We start from the raw sequence: 22,201 nt of genomic DNA, 5'->3' as shown, positions 1-22,201 counted from the left end.
ATTATTCTGATAGCTTCGGTGCTCGCTTGCCTACCGGCTTTCGAACCATCTTCAACGCAGGAGGGGATTTGCCGCTGCCTCCATCTAGAAGGGATTCAGCTAGGCGAAGAAGCGTTTGTGCCCGTTGCTTTTTGAATGATGGAGCATCAATCTGCTTGAGGATGTCTTCGGCCAAAGAGCGTAACGCCTCTGTCGGCATCGCGAGCGTCACAACGGGACGCGGAAAATCGCTGTCATCGTTCTCAGCTACCCCGAAAGTGATCCGTGTCGTAAATGGCCCCAACATCATTTCGGCAGGTTGGTCAGCGTAGAAGAGCGGCGGCGCCCCATAGCGCTCGATGGACTTGCCCATTTCAATATTCCTTCTCTAGACTGTACGGCGCGGCAAACTGATCTTCCTCTGAAAGACTGCTACTCTCTGCAGCCAACGCGGAATACGGAGCAAACTTCACGATGAGCGCACAGTCAAAAGCTTTTGCCAAAGATATTAAAGTGTCTAACGAGTGGCTGCCATATTCAGGGTCTTCGACGCGAGAAATGGCTGATTGCCTACTCCCAATAGCTGCGGCCAATTGACTTTGGGACAATCCGCGAGCTTGCCTGTTTATTCGAATCTGCCAAGCTACCCCTTGGTCAATCGCAGCTTCCATGTATGCCTCTCGATATTCTCGATTGGTCCACTTGGGTTTTGACGAGAGTGCCTGTCGAGCGACATCCTTGAATGACGTGAGATGTGGGACTTTTGGGTTTACCTCAGCGTCATCCAAATCAATGTCGAGCAACGGAGGAGTTTCGCTGCTCTTCGCAAAGCGGACATAGGTTGCCGTATTTGCGCGTGTTGACGAAAAAATCTTTTTCGCATTCCCCTCGATGTTCGAGGGCCAGCGCTTTGTAATTGGACGGGACATAGACGTCGTCCTTTTCATATCCGTCGAGAGTCATCACGAAGCATTCGTGACTGTCGTTGAAGTGGCCGAAAATGCGCTTTTGCGCGTTCGTCACGTCAGTAAAGCGTATCACAAAGATGTGATCGCCGATCCCGCTGGCTGGATGTGGCTTGTGCCACGAGGTCTTCGGCAATTGACGAAGTTGGTCAATCGCTCGGTCCATCCGAGCTTCGGATTTCGGACTGAAGTTCGACTTCTCTACCCAGGTTGAGATCACTCCCTTGCCGTTCTTTTGACGTTCGTGGAAGTTCCATTTCCCAATCGGCTTCGCTCCCATGCGTAATGTTCTCCTTGCAAGATGGTGCTCTCGGTCATGCACTAGGGCGCCGCGACCACCGTCTTCACGCGCTCACCCACTTTCGGCAGCGCCTCGCCGCCGTAGCGGCCGTTGAGCAGCTTCAGCTGCGCCTCGGTGATCACCGAGCTCTTCGCCATCTCGGCGAAGCCGCCGGTCGGATAGGGGCGCAGCGCGACCTTCCACGGCTTGGCGAGTTTCTTGTCCTCCGCTGTCAGCGCGCGGAAGCTCTCCTCCGCCTGCGTCAGCGCGGCGCGCCGCGTCTGCAGCGACTGGCCATCCTTCGCCGCATAGACCAGCGCATACACCGCGCCCTTGGCGCTCGTGATCAGCGTGATCTCGGCGTTGCCGCGCTGGCCCTGCGCGTTCTTGCGAACGCCGCTGAAGTGCGTGGCCTTCAAGCCGTTGATCGTCTTCGCATCCGTGCGACCCTGCTCCGCACCCCAGCGGCGCAGGATGTCGTCGTGCACCGTGCCCGCCTTCTCCGGCACCGGCTGCAGGATCAGCGCCGCATCGCGCTGCGGACTCATCACCGTCAGCGTCTCGCTGCCGTTCTGCAGCGCCCAGCCGGCCGGTGCCGTCAGCGCGATGTCCAGCGACGGATGCAGGAACTGCTGGCCCCGCACCAGCCCCTGCGCGGGACTGTCGCCGAAGACCATGCCGTCGATCGCCTGCAGGAAGGCCGCGCGGTTCTCGTCGACCGGCTTGTCGCCGGTGAGTTGCGCCGCCTCGTCGCGGATGCGTTGCAGGCGCTGCTCGTTGCTCGGGTGCGAGGCCAGCCAGCTGTTGCCGCTCTGCGGCTGCTTGCCCTGCGCCTTGGCCTGGTCGGCCGCGAACTGCTCCTGGTCCTTCAGCACCTGGATCACGTCGACCATGTGCTTGGGGTCGTAGCGGTTGCGCGCCAGATACTCGGCGCCGAGCTGGTCGGCCTGCAGTTCCTGTTCGCGGCTGTAGGAGGCGACGTAGCCCGCCGCGGCGTTCTGCGAGACCTGACCCGCGATGTCCGTCGCGCCGCTCACGCCGCGCGATTCGAGCACCGCACCCAGCACCGTCGCGGCCAGCACGCCGATGCCGGCGTTCTGCTGACGCGTCGCGCGCTGTGCGCCGTGGCGTGCGGTGACGTGGCCGATCTCATGGCCCATGACGCCGGCGAGGTCGGCTTCGTTCTCCATGTACGCGAGGATGCCCCGCGTCACGTAGACATACCCGCCGGGCAGCGCGAAGGCGTTGACCTCCGGGCTGTCGAGCACGGTGAAGTGCCACTCGAGCTCCGCCCGGTGCGACTGCGCCGCCAGCTTGTTGCCCAGCGCGGTCACGTAGGCCTGGAGCTTCGCGTCGTCGACGACCGAATACTCCTTGAGCACGTCCTGATGCGCCTGACGTCCCGTCGCGACTTCCTGCTGCGGGCTCATCGCGCTGCGTTCGGTGCGGCCGGTGACCGGATTGACGACGTTGGTGCCGCAGCCGGCGATCGTCAGCAAGGCGGCGGTGGCCAGCACCGCGAAGGGGAAGTTGCGCTTCATCGGAACCAGCGATGGATGAGGGGGAAAGGGCGCCCGGTCATTCGACCGGGCCGGTGGTCAGTCGGGGCGGCCGTTCAGGCGTTCACCCGGCCTGCGTGCGCAGCGTCCACAGCGTCAGCACGCCTTCCGGCACCTCGCGGCTGAGCGCGTCGCGCCAATGCAGGTCGGTGAGCTTTTCCTGGTCCTCGGCGCTGAGCTGGCTTTCGTCGCCGCCCAGCAGCGCGATGGGCGCGAGCGCGGCCGCGGTCTTGACGTGGTCGAACAGCGGCGTCCACGCCTCGCCGTCCTGGTCGACGCCGATCATGAAACCGGTGCACCAGTCCTCGGCGTCCACCAGCTGCTGTTCGCCTTCCTCGGCGACGCTGAAGATGGGTTCCCATTCGTCCTGCTTGGACGTCCACTGCACCGACAGGCTGTGCACGTGGCGCAGCAGCAGCAGGGCGATCTTCTTGCGCTGCTTGCCGCTGGGGAAGGGATCACCGCCGCCCCACACCGGAGCCATCCATTCGGCGCCGGGCTTGTCGCTCAGCGGCAGCGGGCTCAGCAGCTGCGCGCTGAGGTAGCCGTCCAGCGCCTCGATGTTCATCGCGGCGTCGTTGTCCAGCTCGGACAGGAAATCGTCCAGGTCCGACAGCTCGTCGTCGGTCAGCGGGGTGTAGAGGGCCTTGTCAGGCTGGTACTGCGGAAAGTCCATGTCGGATCCTGGAGAGTCGGGCGATGTTCAGTGATTCAGCGGAGTCAGCCGTGGCGGCCGTGACGGCTCTTGGGCTTGCGGCCGTCCATGTCGGTCAGCTGCGTCTTGAGCAGCGCCATCAGCACGCGGGCGTTGGCTTCGGTCAGGACGAGCAGGGTGCTCGGCTCGATCCCGTCGACCGGCTCGCGTTCCTTGACCAAAGCGTCCAGCTTGAAGGTCACCAGGCCGCTGGTGGAGGAGTTCGAGGCGCCCTTGAGCTTCTGGACTTCGATGTGATGCGTCTTCATGGGCGTCATTCTCGGCGATGACGCAGGCGCTGGATACCGGTCACCACCGCCACGACGACGATGCCCGCCAGGATGCCGGCGATCGCATCGCCCAGGACCTCGACGATCGTGCGCGCGAAGCCGCTCACGCCCAGCGCTTCGACGACATGCTGGATCAAGTGATGCAGGAAGGGGGCCCCGTGCGTCAGGATCCCGCCGCCGACCAGGAACATGGCCGCCGTGCCCGCCACCGACAGCGCCTTCATCAGCCACGGCGCCAGCCAGAGCAGGCCGCGGCCCAGCGCCTGCTGCCAGGCGGCCGCCTTGCGGCTCAGCCAGAGTCCGGCGTCGTCCAGCTTCACGATGCCGGCGACCAGGCCGTAGACGCCGATCGTCATCACGACGGCGATGCCGGACAGCACCAGCAGCCGCGTCGTGAACGGAGCGTCGGCCACCGTGCCCAGCGTGATCGCGATGATCTCGGCGGAGAGGATGAAGTCGGTGCGGATCGCGCCCTTGACCTTGTCGCGTTCCAGCGCGGCGAGGTCGACGGCCGGGTTCTTGACCGCTTCGGACAGCGCCGCCTCATGGGCGTCGTCCTCGGCGGAGTGCAGCCACTTGTGGGCGAGCTTCTCGACGCCCTCGAAGCAGAGGTAGGCGCCGCCAATCATCAGCAGCGGCGTGACCAGCCAGGGCGCCCAGGCGCTGATCGCCAGCGCCGCCGGGACCAGGATGGCCTTGTTGACCATCGAGCCCTTGAAGACGCCCCAGACCACCGGCAGTTCGCGGTCGGCGCTGACGCCGGTGACCTGCTGCGCGTTGAGCGCCAGGTCGTCGCCGAGGACGCCGGACGTCTTCTTCGCGGCCATCTTGGAGAGCAGGGCCACGTCGTCCAGGACCGTGGTGATGTCGTCGAGCAGTGCGAGCAGGCTGGAGGCCATGGCGGAAGAGTCCCGTTCCCGGAAAGTGATGGTTTGTGCGAAGCCCGCCTTTGTACCGCAAGCCGTCAGGCTTTCGAGTCGCCAACCGCGGTTTCTCGGTCTTGCCGGCGCCTGTTCGCCTCCTCTTCGCCTCCTCATCACCGTCACGGTTTTGCCACCGGTGGCACACTCCGCCGTCATGAAACGCCGCACCGCCTCCTTGCTGTTCGCCGCCGCGCTCGCCGCGGTGTCCGTGACCTCGGTCCATGCCGCCGACGCCGTCTCGGGACCTGGTCCCTATGACGAGCAGGCCGACGCCCGCGCCGACATCAACAATGCCGTCGCCCGCGCCGCGAAGGAGGGCAAGCAGGTGCTGGTGGTCTACGGCGCCAACTGGTGCAAGGACTGCCTGGCGCTGAACAAGGGCTTCGGCGATGGCCACCTCGGTACCGCCGTCGACAAGCGCTTCGTGACGGTCAAGGTCAACGTCGGCCGCTTCGACAAGAACGTCGATGTCGCCAACCAGATGGGCGTGACGCTGAAGAAGGGCATCCCGACCGTCGCGGTGATCGGTGCCGACGGCCAGGTCCTGGGCACGACCAAGGGCGGCGAACTGGCCGACGCCCGCAACATGGGCGAGGACGCCGTGATCAAGGTGCTGGATTCGCTCGGGAAGAGCTGAATCGGCGCCTCCGGATCCATGCATAGGCAGGGGTTCGGGTTCCAGGTTTTGCTGTTGAGTCCTGACCCCCGATAGCGCTCGCGCTATCGCGAGGGCCGCTCAGGCCCCGCGATCAGGGGTCAAGTCTTGCGTCCGGACCCGAATACCGGCCCGGGTGCTTGTCTTTTGTGCGCTCATCGCCTAGTTATTGGGCATGGCCAGGCCCCTCCGCATCGAATTCCCCGGCGCCGTCTATCACGTGGCGACACGTGCCGACGCCCCCGTCTTCTCCGACGACGAGGATCGTCAGACGCTGCTCAGCCTCATCGAGCAGGCGGCTGACCGCTTCGACGCCCAGGTGCTCGCCTACGGGCTGGGCCGGGAGCACTACGAGCTGCTGCTGTTCACGCGGCAGGCGAACCTCTCCCGGCTGATGCGCCATCTGAACGGCGTGTACACCCAGGCGCACAACCGGCGGCATGGGCAGATCGGGCATGTCTTCCAAGGCCGGTTCAAGGCGGTGCTGGTGGATCGCGAGCATCTGCTGCTGGACGCCTGCCGCTACGTGGAACTGATCGGGCGTCGTTCCGGACTGGCGTCCTCGCCGACGGCCTGGCGGTGGAGCAGTCTGCAGGCGCACGCCGGGCTGGTGACCGCGCCGGAATGGCTGGAGATCGACGGCCTGTGGACGAACGTCCTGGGCCGCGTGCCGCAGAACGCGGCCGACCGTCGCAAGGCGGCGCAGCGCTATCAGGCGATCGTGGAGTCAGAACCGGATCTCGACATCTGGAGCCAGCTGCGACACCAGATCTTCCTCGGCGATGCGGCCTTCGTTCAACGCACCGTGCGGCTGAGCGAGCACCCGCCGCGCACACCGCGTCCGCGACGCTGGGGCGATTGGCTCAAGGCCAGCGGCAGCAGGGAAGAGGCGCTGTATCGCGCGCACACCGAAGGCGGCCAGTCGATGACTGAACTCGCACGGGAATTGGGATTGTCAGTGTCTCGAGTGAGCCGGCTGATCGCCGGCCACGAACGGCAGCGCTGAAGCGCCGCCAGGGGCTCAGTGCAGAGCCCGAGCAGGGGCAGCCGGGCAAGCTGCCACCGACTCATCCACCTCGGCCGCCTCGTTCCAGGCGGCCGTTGTCATTTCGCGAGCGGCGCTCAGCTGATGGCAGAGTTCGGCCACACCCAGGCCGTCGGCTTCGCCTTCCGGCATCGGCAGGGCGGACACTTCACCCGGCAGATCCGCCAGCGCGCCCAGCAGCTGGAACAGCAGTTCCAGATCCGGCTCGGCGTCCGGCGCCCGTTGCTGGCGAGCCAGCCCCAAGCTGCGGCAGAGATAGAAGCAGGCTTCCGCCGCCTGATCCGACATCGCATGCGACATCGCCAACTGCTCCAGCGACTCGGCCCGGGCCGCCTGGGCGGCCGGATCGTCCGAGCGGTCCGCCAACGCGTCCAGCGCGGCGGACGCCGGGGGGACGGCGAGGAAATCGTCGTCCTGGGGCAGCAGCGGGGAAGCGGTCTTGGAGTTCGCCATGAGAGTTCAGCTGGGGAACAGCGGTTCAGCCAATCAACGACACGAATGCTAGGCAGTGACCGGCAAACGCGCCTCCCACAGCTCGGGGGGAGCGCTCACCGTACAAGCGCCTGACGCGCCGATCTACGGGAACTTGTCACACTTCGTGACACGAACAGACCGAGCTTACGGCGTTTCATCGCCGGTTTGGGTGAATCACTTCCCCTTCTTGGGCCGGCTCCAGCCGGAAATCGCCGTTTGTCGGCCCCGCGCCACAGCCAACTGGCCGGGGGCGACCTCCTTGGTGATGGTCGATCCGCCGCCGATGGTGGCGCCGTCGCCCAGCGTGACGGGTGCGACCAGCACGCAGTTGGAGCCCACGTGCACGTCCGCGCCGATGGTCGTGCGGTGCTTGTTGGCGCCGTCGTAGTTGGCGGTGATGCTGCCGGCGCCGAAGTTGACGCGTTCGCCGACGGTGGCGTCGCCCAGGTAGGCCAGGTGGTTGGCCTTGGCGCCCTTGGCCAGCGTGGAGTTCTTCACCTCGACGAAGTTGCCGATGTGGACCTCGGCGCCGAGCTGGGCGCCCGGACGCAGCCGCGCGAACGGGCCGATCAGCGCGCCCTCGCCGACGCTGGCGCCGGCGGCCTCGCCGTCGATGTGGGTGAACTCATGGATGCGGGCGTTGGCGGCGATCGTCGCGTTGCGGATCACGCAGTTCGCGCCGATGCGCACGCCGTCGCCCAGCGTGACGTCGCCTTCGAAGACGCAGTTGACGTCGATCTCGACGTCCTTGCCGCAGCTTAGCGTGCCGCGCAGGTCGAAGCGCGACGGATCGGCCAGACGCACGCCCGCCGTCATCAGCGTCTCCGCCTGGACGAGCTGGAAGCGACGCTCCAGTTGAGCGAGCTGCGAGGGGCTGTTGACGCCCAGCACTTCGGTCTCGTCGCGCGTCTTCACGCCGACGACGGAGACGCCTTCGGCGACGGCCATCGCGACGATGTCGGTCAGGTAGTACTCGCCCTGGGCGTTGTTGTTGGTCAGCTGACCGACCCAGCGCTTCAGCGCCTCGGTGGGTGCGGCCATGATGCCGGTGTAGCACTCGCGGATAGCGCGCTGCGCGTCGCTGGCGTCCTTGTGCTCGACGATGGCCTTGACCGCTTCCCCCTCGCGGACGATGCGGCCGTAGCCGGTCGGGTCGGCGTACTCGATGGTCAGCAGCACGAGCTTCTCGCCGCCGCAGGCCTCGACCAGCGCGCGCGTCGTCGCGGTGCTGATCAGCGGGGTGTCGCCGCTGAGGATCAGCGTGCTGCCGCCGGCGACCAGCGCCGGGATGGTCTGCTGGATCGCGTGCCCGGTGCCGAGCTGGGGTTCCTGGCGCACGAAGCGGACGCCCTCGCCGCCGACGGCCGCTTCGACCTGCTCCGCGCCGTGACCGGTGATGACGATGCGGGCCTGCGCGTCCAGCGCGGCGGTGTTGCCGAGCACGTGCTGGAGCAGCCCGCGGCCGGCCAGCTTGTGCAGCACCTTGGGCAGGCTGGACTTCATGCGGGTGCCCTTGCCCGCGGCCATGACGACGATGTTCAGCGACATAAGAAGAATCGCGGTTCCCTGGTGGAGAGACCGCGATTATCGGGGTCGCCCGCGACGGACTTGATGGCGTCGCGGTGACCGGTTGTCGCCACTTGTGGGTGCCGGCCGGCGCCCCCGGGCGGGAGGCCGTCCTACTTCGACGGCGGCAGCTGCACGCTCACGCGATGCGGCTCGGGACGGGTCTGCGGGAAGTCGGTCATCGACGCCTCGAAGAGCGCGCCGAAGAGCTCCTTGCCGCCCTCCGTCAGACCGTCGTTGGAGGCGCGCGCCTCATACAGCGGCTCGTTGGTCTTGCGGTCGCGCAGCAGCATGGCGACCTCGCGGTCGTAGCGGCGCTCCATCATCGGATCCATCGGGTACGAATAGCCCCAGCGGCTGTAGTACGGACGCCAGGCCGGGCCGTAGCGCCAGCCCCAGTAGCTGCCGTTCCAGCGCCACCAGAGCGGGTCGTCCCACGGCGCCGGGCCGGAGCGCGAGACGCGCGCGCCCAGCGACACGATGATGTCGGCGGCCTTGGGATCGGCGGACTCGGTGAAGCCGGCCTTCAGCAGCGCGCCGCGGGCGGCGTCCTCGAGCGAGGCCTGGTTGGCTTCATTGCGCTGCTGCGAGGGCAGCCGCTCGAAGGCGAAGGTGCCGGGCTGGCGACCTGCCGGCCAACTGCCGAAGGTCTGCGCATCGGCGACCACGGTACTGAGGGCGGCACAGCCGGCGAGGGACAGCGCCGCCGCCGCGCCCAGGCTCATCAGGGCGACTCGACGATTCAAGGTGAACATGGAGACCTCCAGGTCGGATACCGCTCGGGGTCGTCGAACAGGGCACGCGCCGCGCCCGGTGACACCGCTTCACGGCGTGACAGTCCAACGATTGTGGCCTGACCCGGTTGACCCGGGCGTGCGGAGGGCGTGACGGCTCGGTAAACCTATGTTCAGTCGGCGGCCGAGTACGCCTCGCCTGCGTCGTCGACGGGGGCCGGGACTTGCCCCTTCGCGCCTGGACGGACGAAGTTGACGACACCGGTGGCCGGCGCCGGGGTGCCGCACTGCTCGTCCTCGTCGAAGGCGATGTCGCCGTCGGCGACCGGGGCGCCGGTGGCCTTGATCGTCTGGAACGGGAACAGCTCGCGGTCCATCATGTGCGAGGTCACGATGTTGCCCATCGCCGTGAACATGTTGTCCACGCGGCCCGGGAAGCGCTTGTCCCAGTCCTGCAGCATGGCCTTGACGGTGGCGCGCTGCAGGTTGGGCTGGCTGCCGCAGAGGTTGCACGGGATGATGGGGAACTCGCGGTGCTCGGCCCAGCGTTCCAGGTCCGATTCCTTCACATAGGCCAGCGGGCGGATGACGACGTTCTTGCCGTCGTCGCTGACGAGCTTGGCGGGCATGCCCTTCATGCGGCTGCCGAAGAACATGTTCAGCATCAGCGTGGTGACGATGTCGTCGCGGTGGTGGCCCAGCGCGATCTTGGTCGCGCCGAGTTCGCCCGCCACGCGATACAGGATGCCGCGCCGCAGGCGCGAGCACAGCGAGCAGGTGGTCTTGCCCTCGGGCACCAGGCGCTTGACGATGGAGTAGGTGTCCTGCTCCTCGATGTGGAAGTCCACGCCGCGCGACTTCAGGTAGGCGGGCAGGATGTCCTCGGGGAAGCCGGGCTGCTTCTGGTCGAGGTTGACGGCCACGATGCTGAACTTGATCGGCGCGCGGTCGCGCAGGTTGATCAGGATGTCCAGCAGCGAGTAGCTGTCCTTGCCGCCGGACACGCAGACCATGACCTTGTCGCCGTCCTCGATCATGTTGAAGTCGCCGATCGCCTGGCCGACCTGGCGGTGCAGACGCTTCGAGAGCTTGTTCATCTCGTGCGCGTGCTTCTTCGCGGCCTCGGAGGCCTGGATCGCCTCGGCGGCGCTCGCGTCGATGGCGCTGTCGATGGCGGTGTCGGCGACGGGGGAGAGGATTTCGGTTGTCATGGGGATCACCACTGGCCACATTCGGCGCTGATTGCGACTTGGCAGTCGGGGAAGATTTCGAGCTTGGTCACCTTGATGCGCACGCCCACCACACCGGGCAGCTTCATCAGCCGGACGCAGAGCTTGCCCAGCAGGGCTTCGAGCAGGTCGGTGTGTTCCGCGGTGCACTCGTCGATGATGATGGTGCGCACGCGGCGGTAGTCCAGCACGTGGCCGATGTCGGCGTCGCGCGAGACGATGGTCTGCGCGCCGAGGTTGATCTCGGCGTCGACCAGGATGGGCTGCGGCCCCTGGCGCTCGAAGTCGAGCACGCCGAGGTTGGCGCCGAAGCGCAGCCCGTTGATGTGGATGACCTGGCGGTTGTTGCGGCGCAGCGCCGGCGGCGGCTGCGATTCACGCAGCGGGCGCAGGAAGGATTCGATCTGCTTGGCCGCGACGACGCCGTCGCCGAGGGCCGTCTGCACGCACGGATGCTGGCGGCCGCTGGCATCGCCCGCGACGAACAGGCCCAGCACGCCGAAGCGGGGTTCATCGCGGAACGGCTGCGAGGGGGCGGTGACGCCGGCGCGCTGCAGCGCATCGGCGACGAGCAGCCAGGCGGACGGCGCGGGCTCGTAGCCAAGCAGCACGGCGACGTGGTCGAAGCGCTCCTCGCCGTAGGCCTTGGAGGTGACGGTCACGCCGTCGGGCGAGGCTGTCACTGCGGTCGGCAGTGATTGGGCGGGTCGGCGACGCAGGCCGTTCGCGCCGTCGAGCTGCTGGATCAGATGGCTCTGCGCGCGCCATTCGGAGCGCGACCACAGCGTGACCGTGTGGCCGCGGCCGGCGAGGTACAGCGCGTTCTCGATGGCGTTGTCGCCGCCGCCCAGCAGCAGGACCTTGCCCGGCGGCAGACGGTCGCGCGCGGCGGTCAGCTCGATGGCGTCGAGCACGCGATCGTGGCGGTCCCGCTCGGGATAGAGCGGCGACGGATGGCGGGGCGTAAGGCCGGTGGCGAGCAGCAGCGACCGGGCCCGCAGCGGCCGCAGGTTGCCGGTGGCGGCCGGTTCGGCGGTGTCACCGGCCTGCGCGGCGAAGGCGGGGCCGCCGTCGAAGTAGAGCGTCCAGCCCTGTTCGGCCTGCCAGTCGAGGGTGTTGATCGTCTGGCCCAGCACCGTGTGCACGCCGGGCTGCGCGATGGCATGGCGGGCGTAGCGTTCGCCGAGCTCGGCCAGCGATTCGGCGGGCGCGCCGAGCAGCCAGTCCTGCTTGTAATCGAGGGGCCGCAGGCTGTCGCACAGGCGCGGCGCGCGCTCGATCAGCGCGACGCTCAGGCCCAGCTGCGTGAGCCAGCTCGCGGCGCTGCAGCCGGCCGGCCCGCCGCCGATGATGGCGGCGTCGACGAGCGCTGGCAGGCTGGCGGGCAGTCGGTCGGGCGTGGGCTGGAACATGGGGAGGGCAGGTGGCGGCGGACGGGCGGCGCCGGAGCAAACCGCCGATTATCCCGGATGGGCGTTGAAATGGCACTGCCCGGGGCCTTCCCGGGCCCTCACGTCTCGGTGCGCCGGGCGCCGTCGCCCTTCACGTCCTGCCGAAACGCGGCCTCAGAAACACTCGTCGAGCAGCAGGTGGAATTCGAGCTTGCGCAGATCGGGCTGGGCGATGCCGTACGCGCTGAAGAGCGTGTCGCGCAGCGTCGGGCCGAATTCATCGAGGCAGTTCGCCAGGATGGCGAGGTCGCGGGAGCGATCCGCGACGCCCGCGCGGCCGAGGTCGATCACGCCGACGACCTCGCCGTCCTCGCTCATGAGGAGGTTGTCGAGCGAGAAGTCGCCGTGGCTCACCACGGGGTCCTCGGCCAGCGGCAGCATTGCGACCAGCGCGTCCCACACCTGCTGCGGCGTCCAGCCTTGACGCGCCTCGTCGAAGTCGTCGGCATCGATGAGGCCGGCGGCCAGGCGCTCCCGCGCGAGGTCGAGTTGCAGCCGGTGATTCGCATTGAAGGGGCAGGTGTTGACCGGTAGCTTGTGCAGGTCGCGAAGGCATCGCCCGAGGGAGGTCACGATCGCCTCGGCCCTAGCGGGATCGTCTTCGAGCCATTCGTAGGCGGTGCGACCGGGGAGCGCGAGGGTGAGTAACCAGGCCGTGTCGCCCGCCCATTCGAAGTGCTCGACGCGAGGTACCGGCCAGCGCTCGGCGAACCACTGCAGTCGGGCGAACTCGTCGACGATGGCGATCGCCGCATTTCCGTCGCCATGTTTGAGATACAGCGTCGGCGCATCGGCTCGATGCAGACGATGGACGCGCGCGCCGGCCTCGCCGACGAGGTTGCGATGCCAGTCGTAGCCGGTGAGTCTCGCTGCCATCGCGGGCGGCAGTTCGGGCGCGTCCGTGGGAACTTCTCTCGGGGAGTCGGACTCGTCGTGGTCGGTCATGAGGCGCGATGAGGCGATGAAGACCGGGCGAGTATCGACGGCGGACAATCGCCGCCAATGACGCTTGAAGCTGCTCCCCTGCGCCGCCGTCCGTCGGCTCGATTGCTCGTCCTCGACGCAGACTCGAATCTGCTGCTGTTCCGCTTCGTCCACAAGGACGGGCCGATGGCGGGCGCGGACTTCTGGGCGACGCCGGGCGGCGGCGTCGAGCCAGGCGAGTCTTTCGCCGAGGCCGCGATCCGCGAGTTGAGGGAAGAGACCGGCTTCGTTGCGACGGACGTTGGAGCGTCCATGGCAGAGCGCGAGTTCGAGCTTCAATTGCCCGATGGCGAACGCGTGTGGGCGCTGGAGCAGTTCTTCGTCATTCACGTCGTCGATCGCGCGCTGACGCGCGATGCGTGGACGGTGTTGGAGCGCGAAGTCATGGCCGGCCATCGCTGGTGGTCCGCCGCCGAGCTGGCCACCACGACGGCCACGGTGTGGCCGGAGAATCTGCCGGACATGCTGCGCGCGACGGGACATTGGTAGGCAGGCCGACGGCGCATCGATCGCGGAGAACGCTTCGATGGCTCAATTGCTGCATGAAGTCTGGGAAACGCGCGATGAGGATGGACAGTGGCTGCCCAGCCTCCTGTTGGCAGGTCCCGACGGAGATGCAGCGCGGACCCTGCGCGGTCCGGATTCGCGGCTCGTGACGCATTCGAGTTCGAGCGAGCGTGGTCGGCCGCAGTCGCCGGGCAGCGCTGGCCGGTGTGAGGGGTTTGTGGTTCGCGCCTCAGCGCCGCCAGGGACGTGAGAAGCAGAGTTCCCACGCGATGCCGCCCACCAGCGCTCCAGCAATGCCGATGATGGCGACCTGCGGTCCGGACAACCAGTGATCGGTGTAGACCTTCGTCAATCCGATCCAGACCGTGAAGAAGCCGATCATGCCGCCGATGCCCGACGTCAGCCGACCCGTCATCTTGCGCACGGTGCGCTGCGACTGCGACGATAGCTGTTTGTCACCACTCACGATCAGCGTCTGCCGGCAGTTGAAGCAGTGGACGCTCAGGGCGTCGTTCGATTGTTGGCAGCTCGGGCAGATCATCGGAGGCACGCGCAAAGTTGAAGAGAGCGCGGAATGTAGATCGACGACTCGACGGCACCGGGGCTGTCCTTCAACCTGACTGGAGCGATCGACAAATCCATCACGGCCGCCTGGGCCGACGCTGTCGCGATGCGGATCAACGCCCCGGTGCGCGGCACTCGAAATACAGCATGTCCTCCCACTCCCCGACGAGCTGGAAGCTCCGCGTCGAGCGGCCGAATTCGGTGAAGCCGTTGCGCTGAAGGATCTTGATCGAGCCGGCGTTCCCCGCGCGGGCCTTGGCCTCGACGCGGACCAGATCCAGCTCGCCGAACGCCTTTTCCAGCACGAGGCGCACCGCCTCCTTCGCATGGCCCTTGCCGTTCTCGCGCTCCGCGATGCGGTAGCCGAGCTCGCAGGAGTGGTAGTGCCTGCGCTTGATCTGGCTCAGGTTGATGCGGCCGATCAGCGCGCCCGCGATGCCGCGGATCAGGAACTGGTGCCCTGTGTCCGCGTCGGCCTCGCGGCGCGCGGTCGCGATGGCGGCTTCGATGCCGCCATCGGCGTAGTACGACGTCGGCCTCGCGTTGATGTGGGCTTCGAAGAACGCGCGGTTGTCGTGTTCGAAGCGGCGCAGATCGGCGAGGTCGCGCTCGGAGACAGGGTGGAGGCTCAGCATGGGCGCCGAGCATAGCGGCGCCCGACACGCGGGCCGGCGCCCGACCGCTTCAGCGCTTCACAGGCTTCGCCGTCTTCACGCGCTTCCACACCCGCCATCCCAGCAGCACCGCCAGGATCGTCCCGTACACGATGGGCTCGGCGAAGTTGTTCTTCCCCGCGCGCATCCAGATGAAGTGCATCAGCCCGATGACCGAGATCGCGTAGACGAGCTTGTGCAGCATCTGCCAGCGCGCCGCGCCCAGCGCCTTGATCGCGCGGTTGAACGAGGTCGCCGCCAGCGGCACCAGCAGCAGCCAGGCCACGAAGCCCATCAGGATGAACGGTCGCTTGGCGATGTCGCGCAGGATGTCGGACAGGTCCAGGCTCTTGTCGAGCCAGCCGTAGGCCAGCAGGTGCAGGCTGGCGTAGAAGAAGGTGAACAGCCCCACCATCCGCCGGAAGCGCGCCAGCGCGGGCTGGTTGGTCCAGGTGCGCACCGGCGTCACCGCCAGCGTGATCCACAGGAAGCGCAGCGTCCAGTCGCCCAGGCCGCGGATCAGCGTTTCCGCCGGATTCGCGCCCAACCGGTCCGCGAAGGCGCCGAAGACGTACCAACTCAAAGGCAGCAGGCACAGCACGAAGAGCACGACCTTCGCCGCCGGATGCAGCAGCGGATGACGTTTCGCGGGCGGGCGCCTGGGCGCGGACTGGGCTGGCGGCGACCGTGACGGCGCGGCGGGCGTGGCACTCATGATGGGATCCCTGGCGGCGTCAGAAGTTCTTCTTCAGATCCATGCCGGCGTAGAGCTGGCCGACCTGCGCCTCGTAGCCGTTGAACATCAAGGTCTGGCGGCGCTTGGCGAAGAGGCCGTCTTCGCCGATGCGGCGCTCGGTGGCCTGGCTCCAACGCGGGTGATCGACCTGCGGATTCACATTGGAGAAGAAGCCGTACTCCTGCTGCGCGGCCTTGGTCCAGCTGCTCACCGGCTGCTTCTCGACGAAGCGGATCTTCACGATGGACTTGGCCGACTTGAAGCCGTACTTCCAGGGCACCACCAGCCGCAGCGGCGCGCCGTTCTGATTCGGCAGCACTTCGCCGTACAGGCCGAAGGCCATCAGCGTCAGCGGGTTCATCGCCTCGTCCAGGCGCAGGCCTTCGGTGTACGGCCAGTCCAGCACGCCCGAGCGCACACCCGGCATCTGCGCCTTGTCGGCCAGCGTCGTGAACTCGACGTACTTCGCCTTGGACGTCGGCTCCGCCTTCTTCAGCAGCTCCGCCAGCGAGTACCCAACCCAGGGGATCACCATCGACCAGCCCTCGACGCAGCGCAGGCGGTAGACGCGCTCTTCCATCGGCGCGACCTTCAGCAGGTCGTCCAGGCCGAAGCGGCCCGGCTTGGCGCATTCGCCTTCGATGACGACGGACCAGGGCCGCGGCTTGAGCGTGTGCGCGTTCTCGGCGGGGTCCGACTTGTCCGTGCCGAACTCGTAGAAGTTGTTGTACGAGGTGACGTCCTTGTAGGCCGTCACCTTTTCCATCACGGTCGCGCCCGGCACGGTGCTCTTCACGCCGGGCAGCTTCGCCAGCTTGCCGGGGCCGGCCGTCTGCGCGTTCGCGCCGGACATGCCGCTCAAACCCAGACCGGTCAGACCGAGCGCGCCGGCCGACTTCAGCCAGCCACGGCGGCTGTCGTAGACCTCGCGGGAGGTGATCTCGGAGGACGGGATGCGCTGACCGTCGCGGGGCTTGTGGAAATGCATGGCGGACCTCGGGGGAAGGAAGGTTCGAACCTTACGCTGTTGGCTGAAGGTTTTCATGAGGGCGTGCTTAAGGCCCCCTTGAGGCCCCCTCGTTCGGGGCGTCAGGCGTTCGTCGGCGATTTGGCAGAATCGCGCCGCAGCAAGCAGGGAGGACGGTACTGGATCCGCGCATTTGACGTGGACCAGGCCGGTGCAGGCGTGGGCCATGGTGGCTCGCGGGCGCCCCGCTGCGTGCCCGGGAGTCCCCTTCACATGCCCCTCTCTTCGATCTTGAACGGTCTGCGCCTGCGTGCCTGCAGTTCCTCTCGGTGGTTGACGCTCGGCGCGCTGGTCTTGACCGGTATCCAGCCGGCATCTGCCGAATACAGCAAATGGGTGCCGGGGCCTTGGGATTACGCCACCATCAGCTATGCCCCGGTGGCCTGCGGCGAAGTCGACGGGACCAAGCATCACATCCCGGCGCCCGATGACCCCCACCTGGGGCGGGGGTTCGCTGCCATGGCACTGGCCGAGGCCCTTTCATTCGGCAATTCGGCCTGCAAGAAGGAGTCGAAGTGCGTCACCGTGTCGTGGGCGGCCGGCGGCGCCTGCCGGTTTGACGGAGCGCAGAGCGGGTACTTCAGCTGCCCGGTGACCGGCACTCGCCGTATCCAGGACTACAACCCGGGAACTGACGCTTGCGAGGGGCCCGTGCGGATCGCGGAAACGGAAGGCGGCGTCATGGCCACGAAGGCCTGCCAGAGCCGAACACAAGGCGCATTGTTCGATGTCGACAGCGCTCGGTGCTATTGCGCCAACGACAGCGTCTTCTACCCGCCGGAGAATGCGTGCCTCCCGCGCGCAGACCGCCGGATCACCTTGCCCTGCGACACGTGCCACGGCAACCCGCTGGTCGTCGGCAACGGCACCAAGCTGCAGATCCAGGAACTCGGCTGGCAGCCTTGGCTGCCGCTGCACCTGACGTTCAATTCGATCGACGCGCTGCCGTTCGAGGACGGCGCTGCCCCGTACGTCGGCAACGCCACGCCGCTTCTGCCAGGCTTTTGGTCGCTCAGTCTGGAGCGCGAGTTCTTCTATTCCGGCCCTAGCGGAGCCCTGGTCAATTTCGTCAGACCCGACGGCAATCTCCTCACCTACGGGGCGTCAGCCTCCGGATCGAGCGCCGATCTGCGCATCCCCGCCAGCCCGGTGGTGAACGACCAGGCATGGGGGGCGGGCTGGACGTACTTCCGGGACGCCAGTGCGATGGTCCTGGAGGAATTCGATCGGGATCTGCGCAGAGTCACCACGCTGCATCACGCGACCGGGAAGCGCCTGACTTTTAGCCGCGCGCAATCGGCGACCGCGGACTATCCGCTGTATGCGCCGCTCTACGTGGAGGACCAGGACGGGCGTCGATGGTCTCTCGGCTATCGCGCCGGCTTCGTCGTGAGCGTGACTGACCCGGCGGGGAAGGTCGTGTCGATCGACAGTACCGCTTCAGGCGTCACAGGCATCCGATGGCCCGACGGGACGTCGCGGCGATTCCTGTACGAAGACGGGAACGCGCGGCTGTTGAGCGGCTATGTGAACGAAGCCGGGGTTCGGGCCGGAACCTACCGCTACGACGCGACGGGCCGGGCCATCTCCACCGAGCGCGCGCTCGGCCTGGATGCCTTCTCGGTCAGGTGGACGAAGGGCCCTCGCAACAAGTGGGTCAGCGAAACGTACGACCCGGAGCATCGGGTCATCTGGCGCGATCTCTACATTGATGCCCCGAAGGACGGCTTGGTGACTTTCCCGAACGGCTCGACCGAGGCGCTCGAGATGGACGGGACTTTCGGCCTCCTGAAATGGTCGGCGAAGACACAGACCGGCGTGGATGGCCTGTCGCGAACGACACGTCGGGCTTTCGACGCGCGGATGAACGTGACCCAGCTTGACGACTACAACGGTGTCCGGTCGTGCATGACCTATGCAGCGGACCGAAATGTCGAGCTGACGCGCATCGAGGGGTTGAACGCCACGGCGGTCTGCGATGTCGTCAGGACGGCGGCGTTGCCGGCCGGCGCACGAAAGATCAGCACGCAATGGCACCCGCTGTGGCGCATGGCCACCAGGACGGCGGAGCCGTTGCGTGTGACGACGATCATCCACAACGGCCAGCCGGATCCATTCAACGGAAACGCCATCGCGAGTTGCGCGCCTTCGGACGGTGTTCTCAGCAACCGCGAACCGATTGCCGTCGTGTGCAAGCGCGTGGAGCAGGCGACGACGGATGAAACCGGAGAGCAGGGTTTCGATGCGCAGCCGAAGCCGGGCGTGGCCACACGCATGGCGACCTGGACCTACACATCGCAAGGCAAGGTGTTGACGGAGAGAGATGCTCGCGGCGTCACCATCGTGACCAACGAGTACTACGCGGCGACGACCGCCGACTACACGAAGAACGATCTGAAGTCGACGACCAACGCGGTCGGGCACAAGACGAGCTTCCTTCGCTACAACGCGTACGGACAGCCGCTCGAGGTCGTGGATGCGAATGCGGCCAGCACGGTCTACACCTACGACGCGCGTCAGCGCGTGAAAACGACGACGACGTCCGGCTCGACCACGACCTTCGACTACTGGCCGACCGGAGAGCTCAAGCGCACTTCGCAAGCCGACGGCAGCACCGTGAACTATGAGTACGACGACGCGCGGCGCCTGACCGCGGTGGCGGACTCGCGTGGCAATCGGGTCGAGTACACGCTCGACGCGGAAGGCAAGCGGATCAAGGAAAACGCCAAGGACCCGAGTGGAGCGCTCAAGCGGACGATGAGCCGCGCGTTCGATGCGCTGGGTCGCGCACAACAGACGACAGGGAGGGAATAAGACATGAACGGAATCAAGAAGCACGGGAAGTGCCGGAGCACGCTCGCGCCCATCGTGGCTGCGTTCATCGGACTCTTCGCCTTCGGCACGCATGCAGCGACGCTCCCGCCTCCACCGGTCTCGCCGGCCCCGGTCACCGACTACGAGTACGACGCCAAGGGCAATCCGACCAAGGTGATCAAGGCCAAGGGCGTGAGCGGCTTCGGCTTCGCGACAACCAATGCTTATGACCCACTGGACCGGGTCAAGACCAGCACGGACGCGCGCAACGGCGTGACGCAGCTCGGCTACGACGGCATCGATCAGCTGAAGCAGGTCACCGATCCTCGCAACCTGGTGACGAGCTATCAGCGCAATGGGCTGGGTGACCTCGCGCAGTTGGTGAGTCCCGACACGGGCACTGCCAACAGCACCTACGACCCCAACGGGAATCTGCTCACCCGCATCGACAGCCGAGGCGTCCAGGGGACCTACGTCTATGACGGTCTCAACCGAATGACATCGGCGATCTACACGAAGAGCGGACAGGCGGCGCAGAACTACTCGTGGACCTACGACCAGACGGGCGGCGACTTCGGCATAGGCACCAAACGTCTGACCACGGCTGTCAGCCCATCGACGACCACGAAGTACGGCTACGACATCAAGGGGCGGCTCATCACCGTGGTTCAAAGCGTGGGCGGCGTGGTGCTCACCACCCGCTACGGCTACGACCGCGCGGACCACGTCACCTCCATCACGTATCCGTCGGGTCGACTGCTGACAATCCAGTACGAAGACGGTTTCATGACCGGCATGACGCTGGCCAAGGATGCGGTCAGCACCGCCAAGCCGTTGGTCACCAACGTCCAGTGGGATCCGTTCGGACCGATGAGCAGTTGGCAGATCCAGCTGACGGCAGGGCCGAAGACGATCGAACGGGTCTTCGACACTTACGGACGTCTCGTCCGCTACCCGCTGAACGGCGTGGTGCGCGACATCACCTACGACGCCGCCGATCGCATCGTCAGCTACACGCATCTGGACGCGACAACTGGAGCGGTGACGGCTGAAGCGCAGGCGATGAACCAGAGCTTCGGCTATGACGAGCTCGGGCGTCTGACCAGCATCGTCACGCCCGCCAATTCCTGGACCATCGGCTACGACGCCAACGGCAACCGGACCGGGATGACGCTCAACGGCGCGGCCAGGAACTACACCACCGCGACGACGAGCAACCGGCTCACCGGTATCGATAACCCGGTACGCAGCTTCACCCACGACGCCGCAGGCAACACGCTCACAGACACCGGGCTCGGCTACACGACCACGTACGGGCTCGATAACCGTCTGGCCACGCTCACGAGCGCTGGCGTCACCACGACCTACAACTACGACGCTGGTGGCCAGCGCGTGCGCAAGGTGACAGGCACGTCCCGACCCCACTTTGCGTACGACCAGGACGGACAACTGCTCGGCGAGTACAACAGCTCAGGCGGCGCACTGCAGGAGTTCGTGTGGCTGGGCAACACGCTGATCGCCGTTTTGACCAACTCGTCGACGGCGGAGCCGCGTGTCTACTACGCGTACTCGGATCACCTCAACACGCCCCGCGTGATCGTGAACTCGGCGGGCGACGTTCGCTGGCGCTGGATCGCCGAGCCCTTCGGCACCACGGCGGCGGAGAGCATCCCCAACTCGCTCGAGAACCTCGTCGTCAACCTGCGCTTCCCCGGCCAGTACTTCGACAAGGAGTCGGGGCTGAACTACAACTACTTCCGGGACTATGACGGGACGAGCGGTCGATATGCGCAATCTGATCCTATCGGCCTTGCCGGTGGAATCAACACCTATGCGTACGTCTACGGGGACCCTGTGAGTTGGATCGACCCGAGCGGCTTGGACGTCTATCTGTGCTCTCAACCGGCATTTGGGATCCCTTGGAATCCAGTGGACCATCAATGGTTGAAGACAGACACCGCTGAGGCGGGCATGGGGGGCACGAGGGGCAACGTCCCGGGGAATGAAAGTGGCGACCTCCCTGGTGATTTGGTCCAAGTAACGAGTCACAGGGGCAGAAGTAGCGAGGCTGGCGCCTCATGTGGGAGAGTTCCCGACGTTGACGAGAACAAGGTCAACGAGGCTTTGAGAATCGGCCGGCCACTAGGCCGCTGGGGACCCACCAACCAATGCCAGTCCTTCGCACAACGGACGCTTCGTGAGTCGTCCTTGATTCCGGCACCACCATTGGCAGCAGGCGCGCCTGCTCGTTAGACATGAAACTGAACTATTCCTTTCTCGCCCTCATTGGCCTCGCTGCAGCAATAGCAGGTTGCTCCAAATCGAATGCCGACTATGAAGTTCTGGCCGGCCAGAAGATCCAGTGCCCCGAAGGCTCTCATCTCGAGTACTTGCCATGGGGTGAATCCGGGTTAGAGGCCACATGTCTTCAGCGGCATGGTCCTTCCGTGGTTTCGGAACACGGACAGATCAAGATTCAAGGGCAATACTCGCGGGACAAGCAGGAAGGTGAGTGGCGATGGCTCGACGCATCAGGAAAAGTCGTTCGCACCGAGCGATACGGCGTCCACTGAATCAGTTGAACTGGACGGCGTTTGATTTCAGATTGGAGAGCGCCTGTACATACAGCCTCATTGCACTGGCCGCCTTGATTGGCACGGCCTGCTCCAAGCCGCCGCCCCCAACGTTCACGCTTTCGACTGGGATTGAGGTGATCGAGGCGTCCCCTTGCCAGGATGCGTCGAAGGCGCAAAGTCTTGTATTGAAGAGGCAAGAAGCCGACTACATCGTGGATGTGGTGGGCCCCGCGTCTTGCAGCGGAACGCTGGTCGACCCGTATCTGACGCTGAGCGTCGATCACAAAGCGACTCTGGTCCTGCGAGAGAAGGATGACGCTTGGTTCAGCTCCGGATGCGAGTGCCAAAGGGCGCTCAAGATCAAGGTTTCGGGGCGTCTTGAAAAAGGAGACACCCTTTACGTGTCACATGACGGGGAGGTCGCGGGCCATTTCCTGATCGAATGACGGACCGAAAACGGCTCGTGTGAAATGAATCAGGGCGGCTTCGGGTTTGC

24 protein-coding genes and 1 pseudogene are annotated in these 22,201 nt (G+C 66.1%); 7 read left to right on the top strand and 18 right to left on the bottom strand.

Annotated features, from left to right (window positions below; translation table 11 throughout):
- Position 1 precedes the first annotated feature (1 nt).
- The 7 genes from ABE85_RS27680 to ABE85_RS18130 all read right to left on the bottom strand — a co-directional run bounded on the left by ABE85_RS27680 (position 2) and on the right by ABE85_RS18130 (position 4,666).
- Positions 2–352, bottom strand: a complete 351-nt coding sequence (locus ABE85_RS27680; protein ID WP_157522586.1) for a hypothetical protein — start codon at positions 350–352, stop codon at positions 2–4.
- A gap of 1 nt (position 353) precedes the next feature.
- Positions 354–650 (bottom strand): helix-turn-helix domain-containing protein, encoded by a 297-nt coding sequence (locus tag ABE85_RS28060; protein ID WP_197507061.1) that lies wholly within the window; start codon positions 648–650, stop codon positions 354–356.
- A 118-nt stretch (positions 651–768) separates the two neighbouring features.
- A complete protein-coding gene (locus ABE85_RS28055) occupies positions 769–1,224 on the bottom strand; it encodes a hypothetical protein (RefSeq protein WP_197507059.1) in 456 nt (151 codons plus the stop codon).
- A gap of 41 nt (positions 1,225–1,265) precedes the next feature.
- Complete coding sequence (locus ABE85_RS18145; RefSeq protein ID WP_067277718.1) at positions 1,266–2,765, bottom strand: M48 family metalloprotease; 1,500 nt, start codon at positions 2,763–2,765, stop codon at positions 1,266–1,268.
- An 82-nt stretch (positions 2,766–2,847) separates the two neighbouring features.
- Positions 2,848–3,459 carry a UPF0149 family protein gene (locus tag ABE85_RS18140; protein ID WP_067277715.1) on the bottom strand — a complete coding sequence of 204 codons (612 nt, stop codon included), beginning with the start codon at positions 3,457–3,459 and terminating at the stop codon, positions 2,848–2,850.
- Between the two features lie 44 nt (positions 3,460–3,503).
- Positions 3,504–3,746, bottom strand: coding sequence for a hypothetical protein (locus tag ABE85_RS18135; protein WP_067277712.1), 243 nt, complete (start codon positions 3,744–3,746; stop codon positions 3,504–3,506).
- A 5-nt stretch (positions 3,747–3,751) separates the two neighbouring features.
- A complete protein-coding gene (locus tag ABE85_RS18130) occupies positions 3,752–4,666 on the bottom strand; it encodes a DUF808 domain-containing protein (RefSeq protein ID WP_067277709.1) in 915 nt (304 codons plus the stop codon).
- 178 nt (positions 4,667–4,844) lie between these two features.
- Between ABE85_RS18130 and ABE85_RS18125 the strand changes: the two genes are divergently transcribed.
- A complete protein-coding gene (locus ABE85_RS18125) occupies positions 4,845–5,327 on the top strand; it encodes a thioredoxin family protein (RefSeq protein ID WP_067277701.1) in 483 nt (160 codons plus the stop codon).
- 193 nt (positions 5,328–5,520) lie between these two features.
- Complete coding sequence (locus ABE85_RS18120; protein ID WP_067277698.1) at positions 5,521–6,351, top strand: transposase; 831 nt, start codon at positions 5,521–5,523, stop codon at positions 6,349–6,351.
- Between the two features lie 15 nt (positions 6,352–6,366).
- On the opposite strand, the gene ABE85_RS18115 is transcribed toward ABE85_RS18120, so the two are convergent.
- From ABE85_RS18115 to ABE85_RS18090, 7 genes and pseudogenes are all read right to left on the bottom strand, one after another.
- The gene (locus ABE85_RS18115; RefSeq protein ID WP_067277696.1) at positions 6,367–6,843 is read right to left on the bottom strand and encodes a hypothetical protein; all 477 of its coding nucleotides are present in this window, start codon (positions 6,841–6,843) and stop codon (positions 6,367–6,369) included.
- Between the two features lie 195 nt (positions 6,844–7,038).
- A complete protein-coding gene (glmU, locus tag ABE85_RS18110) occupies positions 7,039–8,412 on the bottom strand; it encodes a bifunctional UDP-N-acetylglucosamine diphosphorylase/glucosamine-1-phosphate N-acetyltransferase GlmU (RefSeq protein ID WP_067277693.1) in 1,374 nt (457 codons plus the stop codon).
- A 131-nt stretch (positions 8,413–8,543) separates the two neighbouring features.
- Positions 8,544–9,185: a DUF4136 domain-containing protein gene (locus ABE85_RS18105; RefSeq protein ID WP_231993120.1), complete on the bottom strand. Its 642-nt coding sequence runs from the start codon at positions 9,183–9,185 to the stop codon at positions 8,544–8,546.
- Positions 9,186–9,337: 152 nt separating this feature from the next.
- A complete protein-coding gene (gene ttcA, locus ABE85_RS18100) occupies positions 9,338–10,375 on the bottom strand; it encodes a tRNA 2-thiocytidine(32) synthetase TtcA (RefSeq protein ID WP_082939065.1) in 1,038 nt (345 codons plus the stop codon).
- A 5-nt stretch (positions 10,376–10,380) separates the two neighbouring features.
- Positions 10,381–10,749, bottom strand: coding sequence for a dihydroneopterin aldolase (locus ABE85_RS28485; protein ID WP_067283054.1), 369 nt, complete (start codon positions 10,747–10,749; stop codon positions 10,381–10,383).
- 84 nt (positions 10,750–10,833) lie between these two features.
- A pseudogene (locus ABE85_RS28480) lies at positions 10,834–11,805 on the bottom strand (FAD-dependent oxidoreductase); the annotation flags it as partial.
- Positions 11,806–11,958: 153 nt separating this feature from the next.
- On the bottom strand, positions 11,959–12,789 hold the full coding sequence (locus ABE85_RS18090) for an APH(3') family aminoglycoside O-phosphotransferase (RefSeq protein ID WP_409072550.1): 831 nt from the start codon (positions 12,787–12,789) through the stop codon (positions 11,959–11,961).
- Positions 12,790–12,846: 57 nt separating this feature from the next.
- Here ABE85_RS18090 and ABE85_RS18085 point away from each other — a divergent pair, with 57 nt between their 5' ends.
- Positions 12,847–13,317, top strand: coding sequence for an NUDIX hydrolase (locus ABE85_RS18085; protein WP_197507057.1), 471 nt, complete (start codon positions 12,847–12,849; stop codon positions 13,315–13,317).
- A gap of 247 nt (positions 13,318–13,564) precedes the next feature.
- On the opposite strand, the gene ABE85_RS18080 is transcribed toward ABE85_RS18085, so the two are convergent.
- The 4 genes from ABE85_RS18080 to msrP all read right to left on the bottom strand — a co-directional run bounded on the left by ABE85_RS18080 (position 13,565) and on the right by msrP (position 16,276).
- Positions 13,565–13,801 carry a hypothetical protein gene (locus ABE85_RS18080; RefSeq protein WP_157522583.1) on the bottom strand — a complete coding sequence of 79 codons (237 nt, stop codon included), beginning with the start codon at positions 13,799–13,801 and terminating at the stop codon, positions 13,565–13,567.
- A 211-nt stretch (positions 13,802–14,012) separates the two neighbouring features.
- Positions 14,013–14,534, bottom strand: coding sequence for a GNAT family N-acetyltransferase (locus tag ABE85_RS18075; protein WP_067277688.1), 522 nt, complete (start codon positions 14,532–14,534; stop codon positions 14,013–14,015).
- Positions 14,535–14,583: 49 nt separating this feature from the next.
- Complete coding sequence (locus tag ABE85_RS18070) at positions 14,584–15,267, bottom strand: sulfite oxidase heme-binding subunit YedZ (RefSeq protein ID WP_082938724.1); 684 nt, start codon at positions 15,265–15,267, stop codon at positions 14,584–14,586.
- A 19-nt stretch (positions 15,268–15,286) separates the two neighbouring features.
- Positions 15,287–16,276 (bottom strand): protein-methionine-sulfoxide reductase catalytic subunit MsrP, encoded by a 990-nt coding sequence (gene msrP, locus ABE85_RS18065; RefSeq protein ID WP_067277686.1) that lies wholly within the window; start codon positions 16,274–16,276, stop codon positions 15,287–15,289.
- A gap of 252 nt (positions 16,277–16,528) precedes the next feature.
- On the opposite strand from msrP, the gene ABE85_RS18055 reads away from it, so the two are divergent.
- From ABE85_RS18055 to ABE85_RS18045, 4 genes are read left to right on the top strand one after another with little or no spacing between them, the layout of a single operon-like run.
- Entirely contained in the window at positions 16,529–19,129 is a 2,601-nt protein-coding gene (locus ABE85_RS18055; protein WP_197507055.1) for an RHS repeat domain-containing protein, read from the top strand.
- A gap of 3 nt (positions 19,130–19,132) precedes the next feature.
- Positions 19,133–21,382, top strand: a complete 2,250-nt coding sequence (locus ABE85_RS18050; protein ID WP_067277679.1) for an RHS repeat-associated core domain-containing protein — start codon at positions 19,133–19,135, stop codon at positions 21,380–21,382.
- Positions 21,383–21,384: 2 nt separating this feature from the next.
- A complete protein-coding gene (locus ABE85_RS27675) occupies positions 21,385–21,702 on the top strand; it encodes a hypothetical protein (RefSeq protein ID WP_157522580.1) in 318 nt (105 codons plus the stop codon).
- Positions 21,648–22,151: a hypothetical protein gene (locus tag ABE85_RS18045; RefSeq protein ID WP_197507053.1), complete on the top strand. Its 504-nt coding sequence runs from the start codon at positions 21,648–21,650 to the stop codon at positions 22,149–22,151. Before ABE85_RS27675 ends, ABE85_RS18045 begins: the two co-directional genes overlap by 55 nt.
- Positions 22,152–22,201: the final 50 nt, after the last annotated feature.

The sequence above is a fragment of the Mitsuaria sp. 7 genome (assembly GCF_001653795.1).
In the GTDB taxonomy this organism is placed as follows: Bacteria; Pseudomonadota; Gammaproteobacteria; order Burkholderiales; family Burkholderiaceae_C; genus Roseateles.
This window is presented reverse-complemented; position numbering and strand designations above follow the sequence as displayed.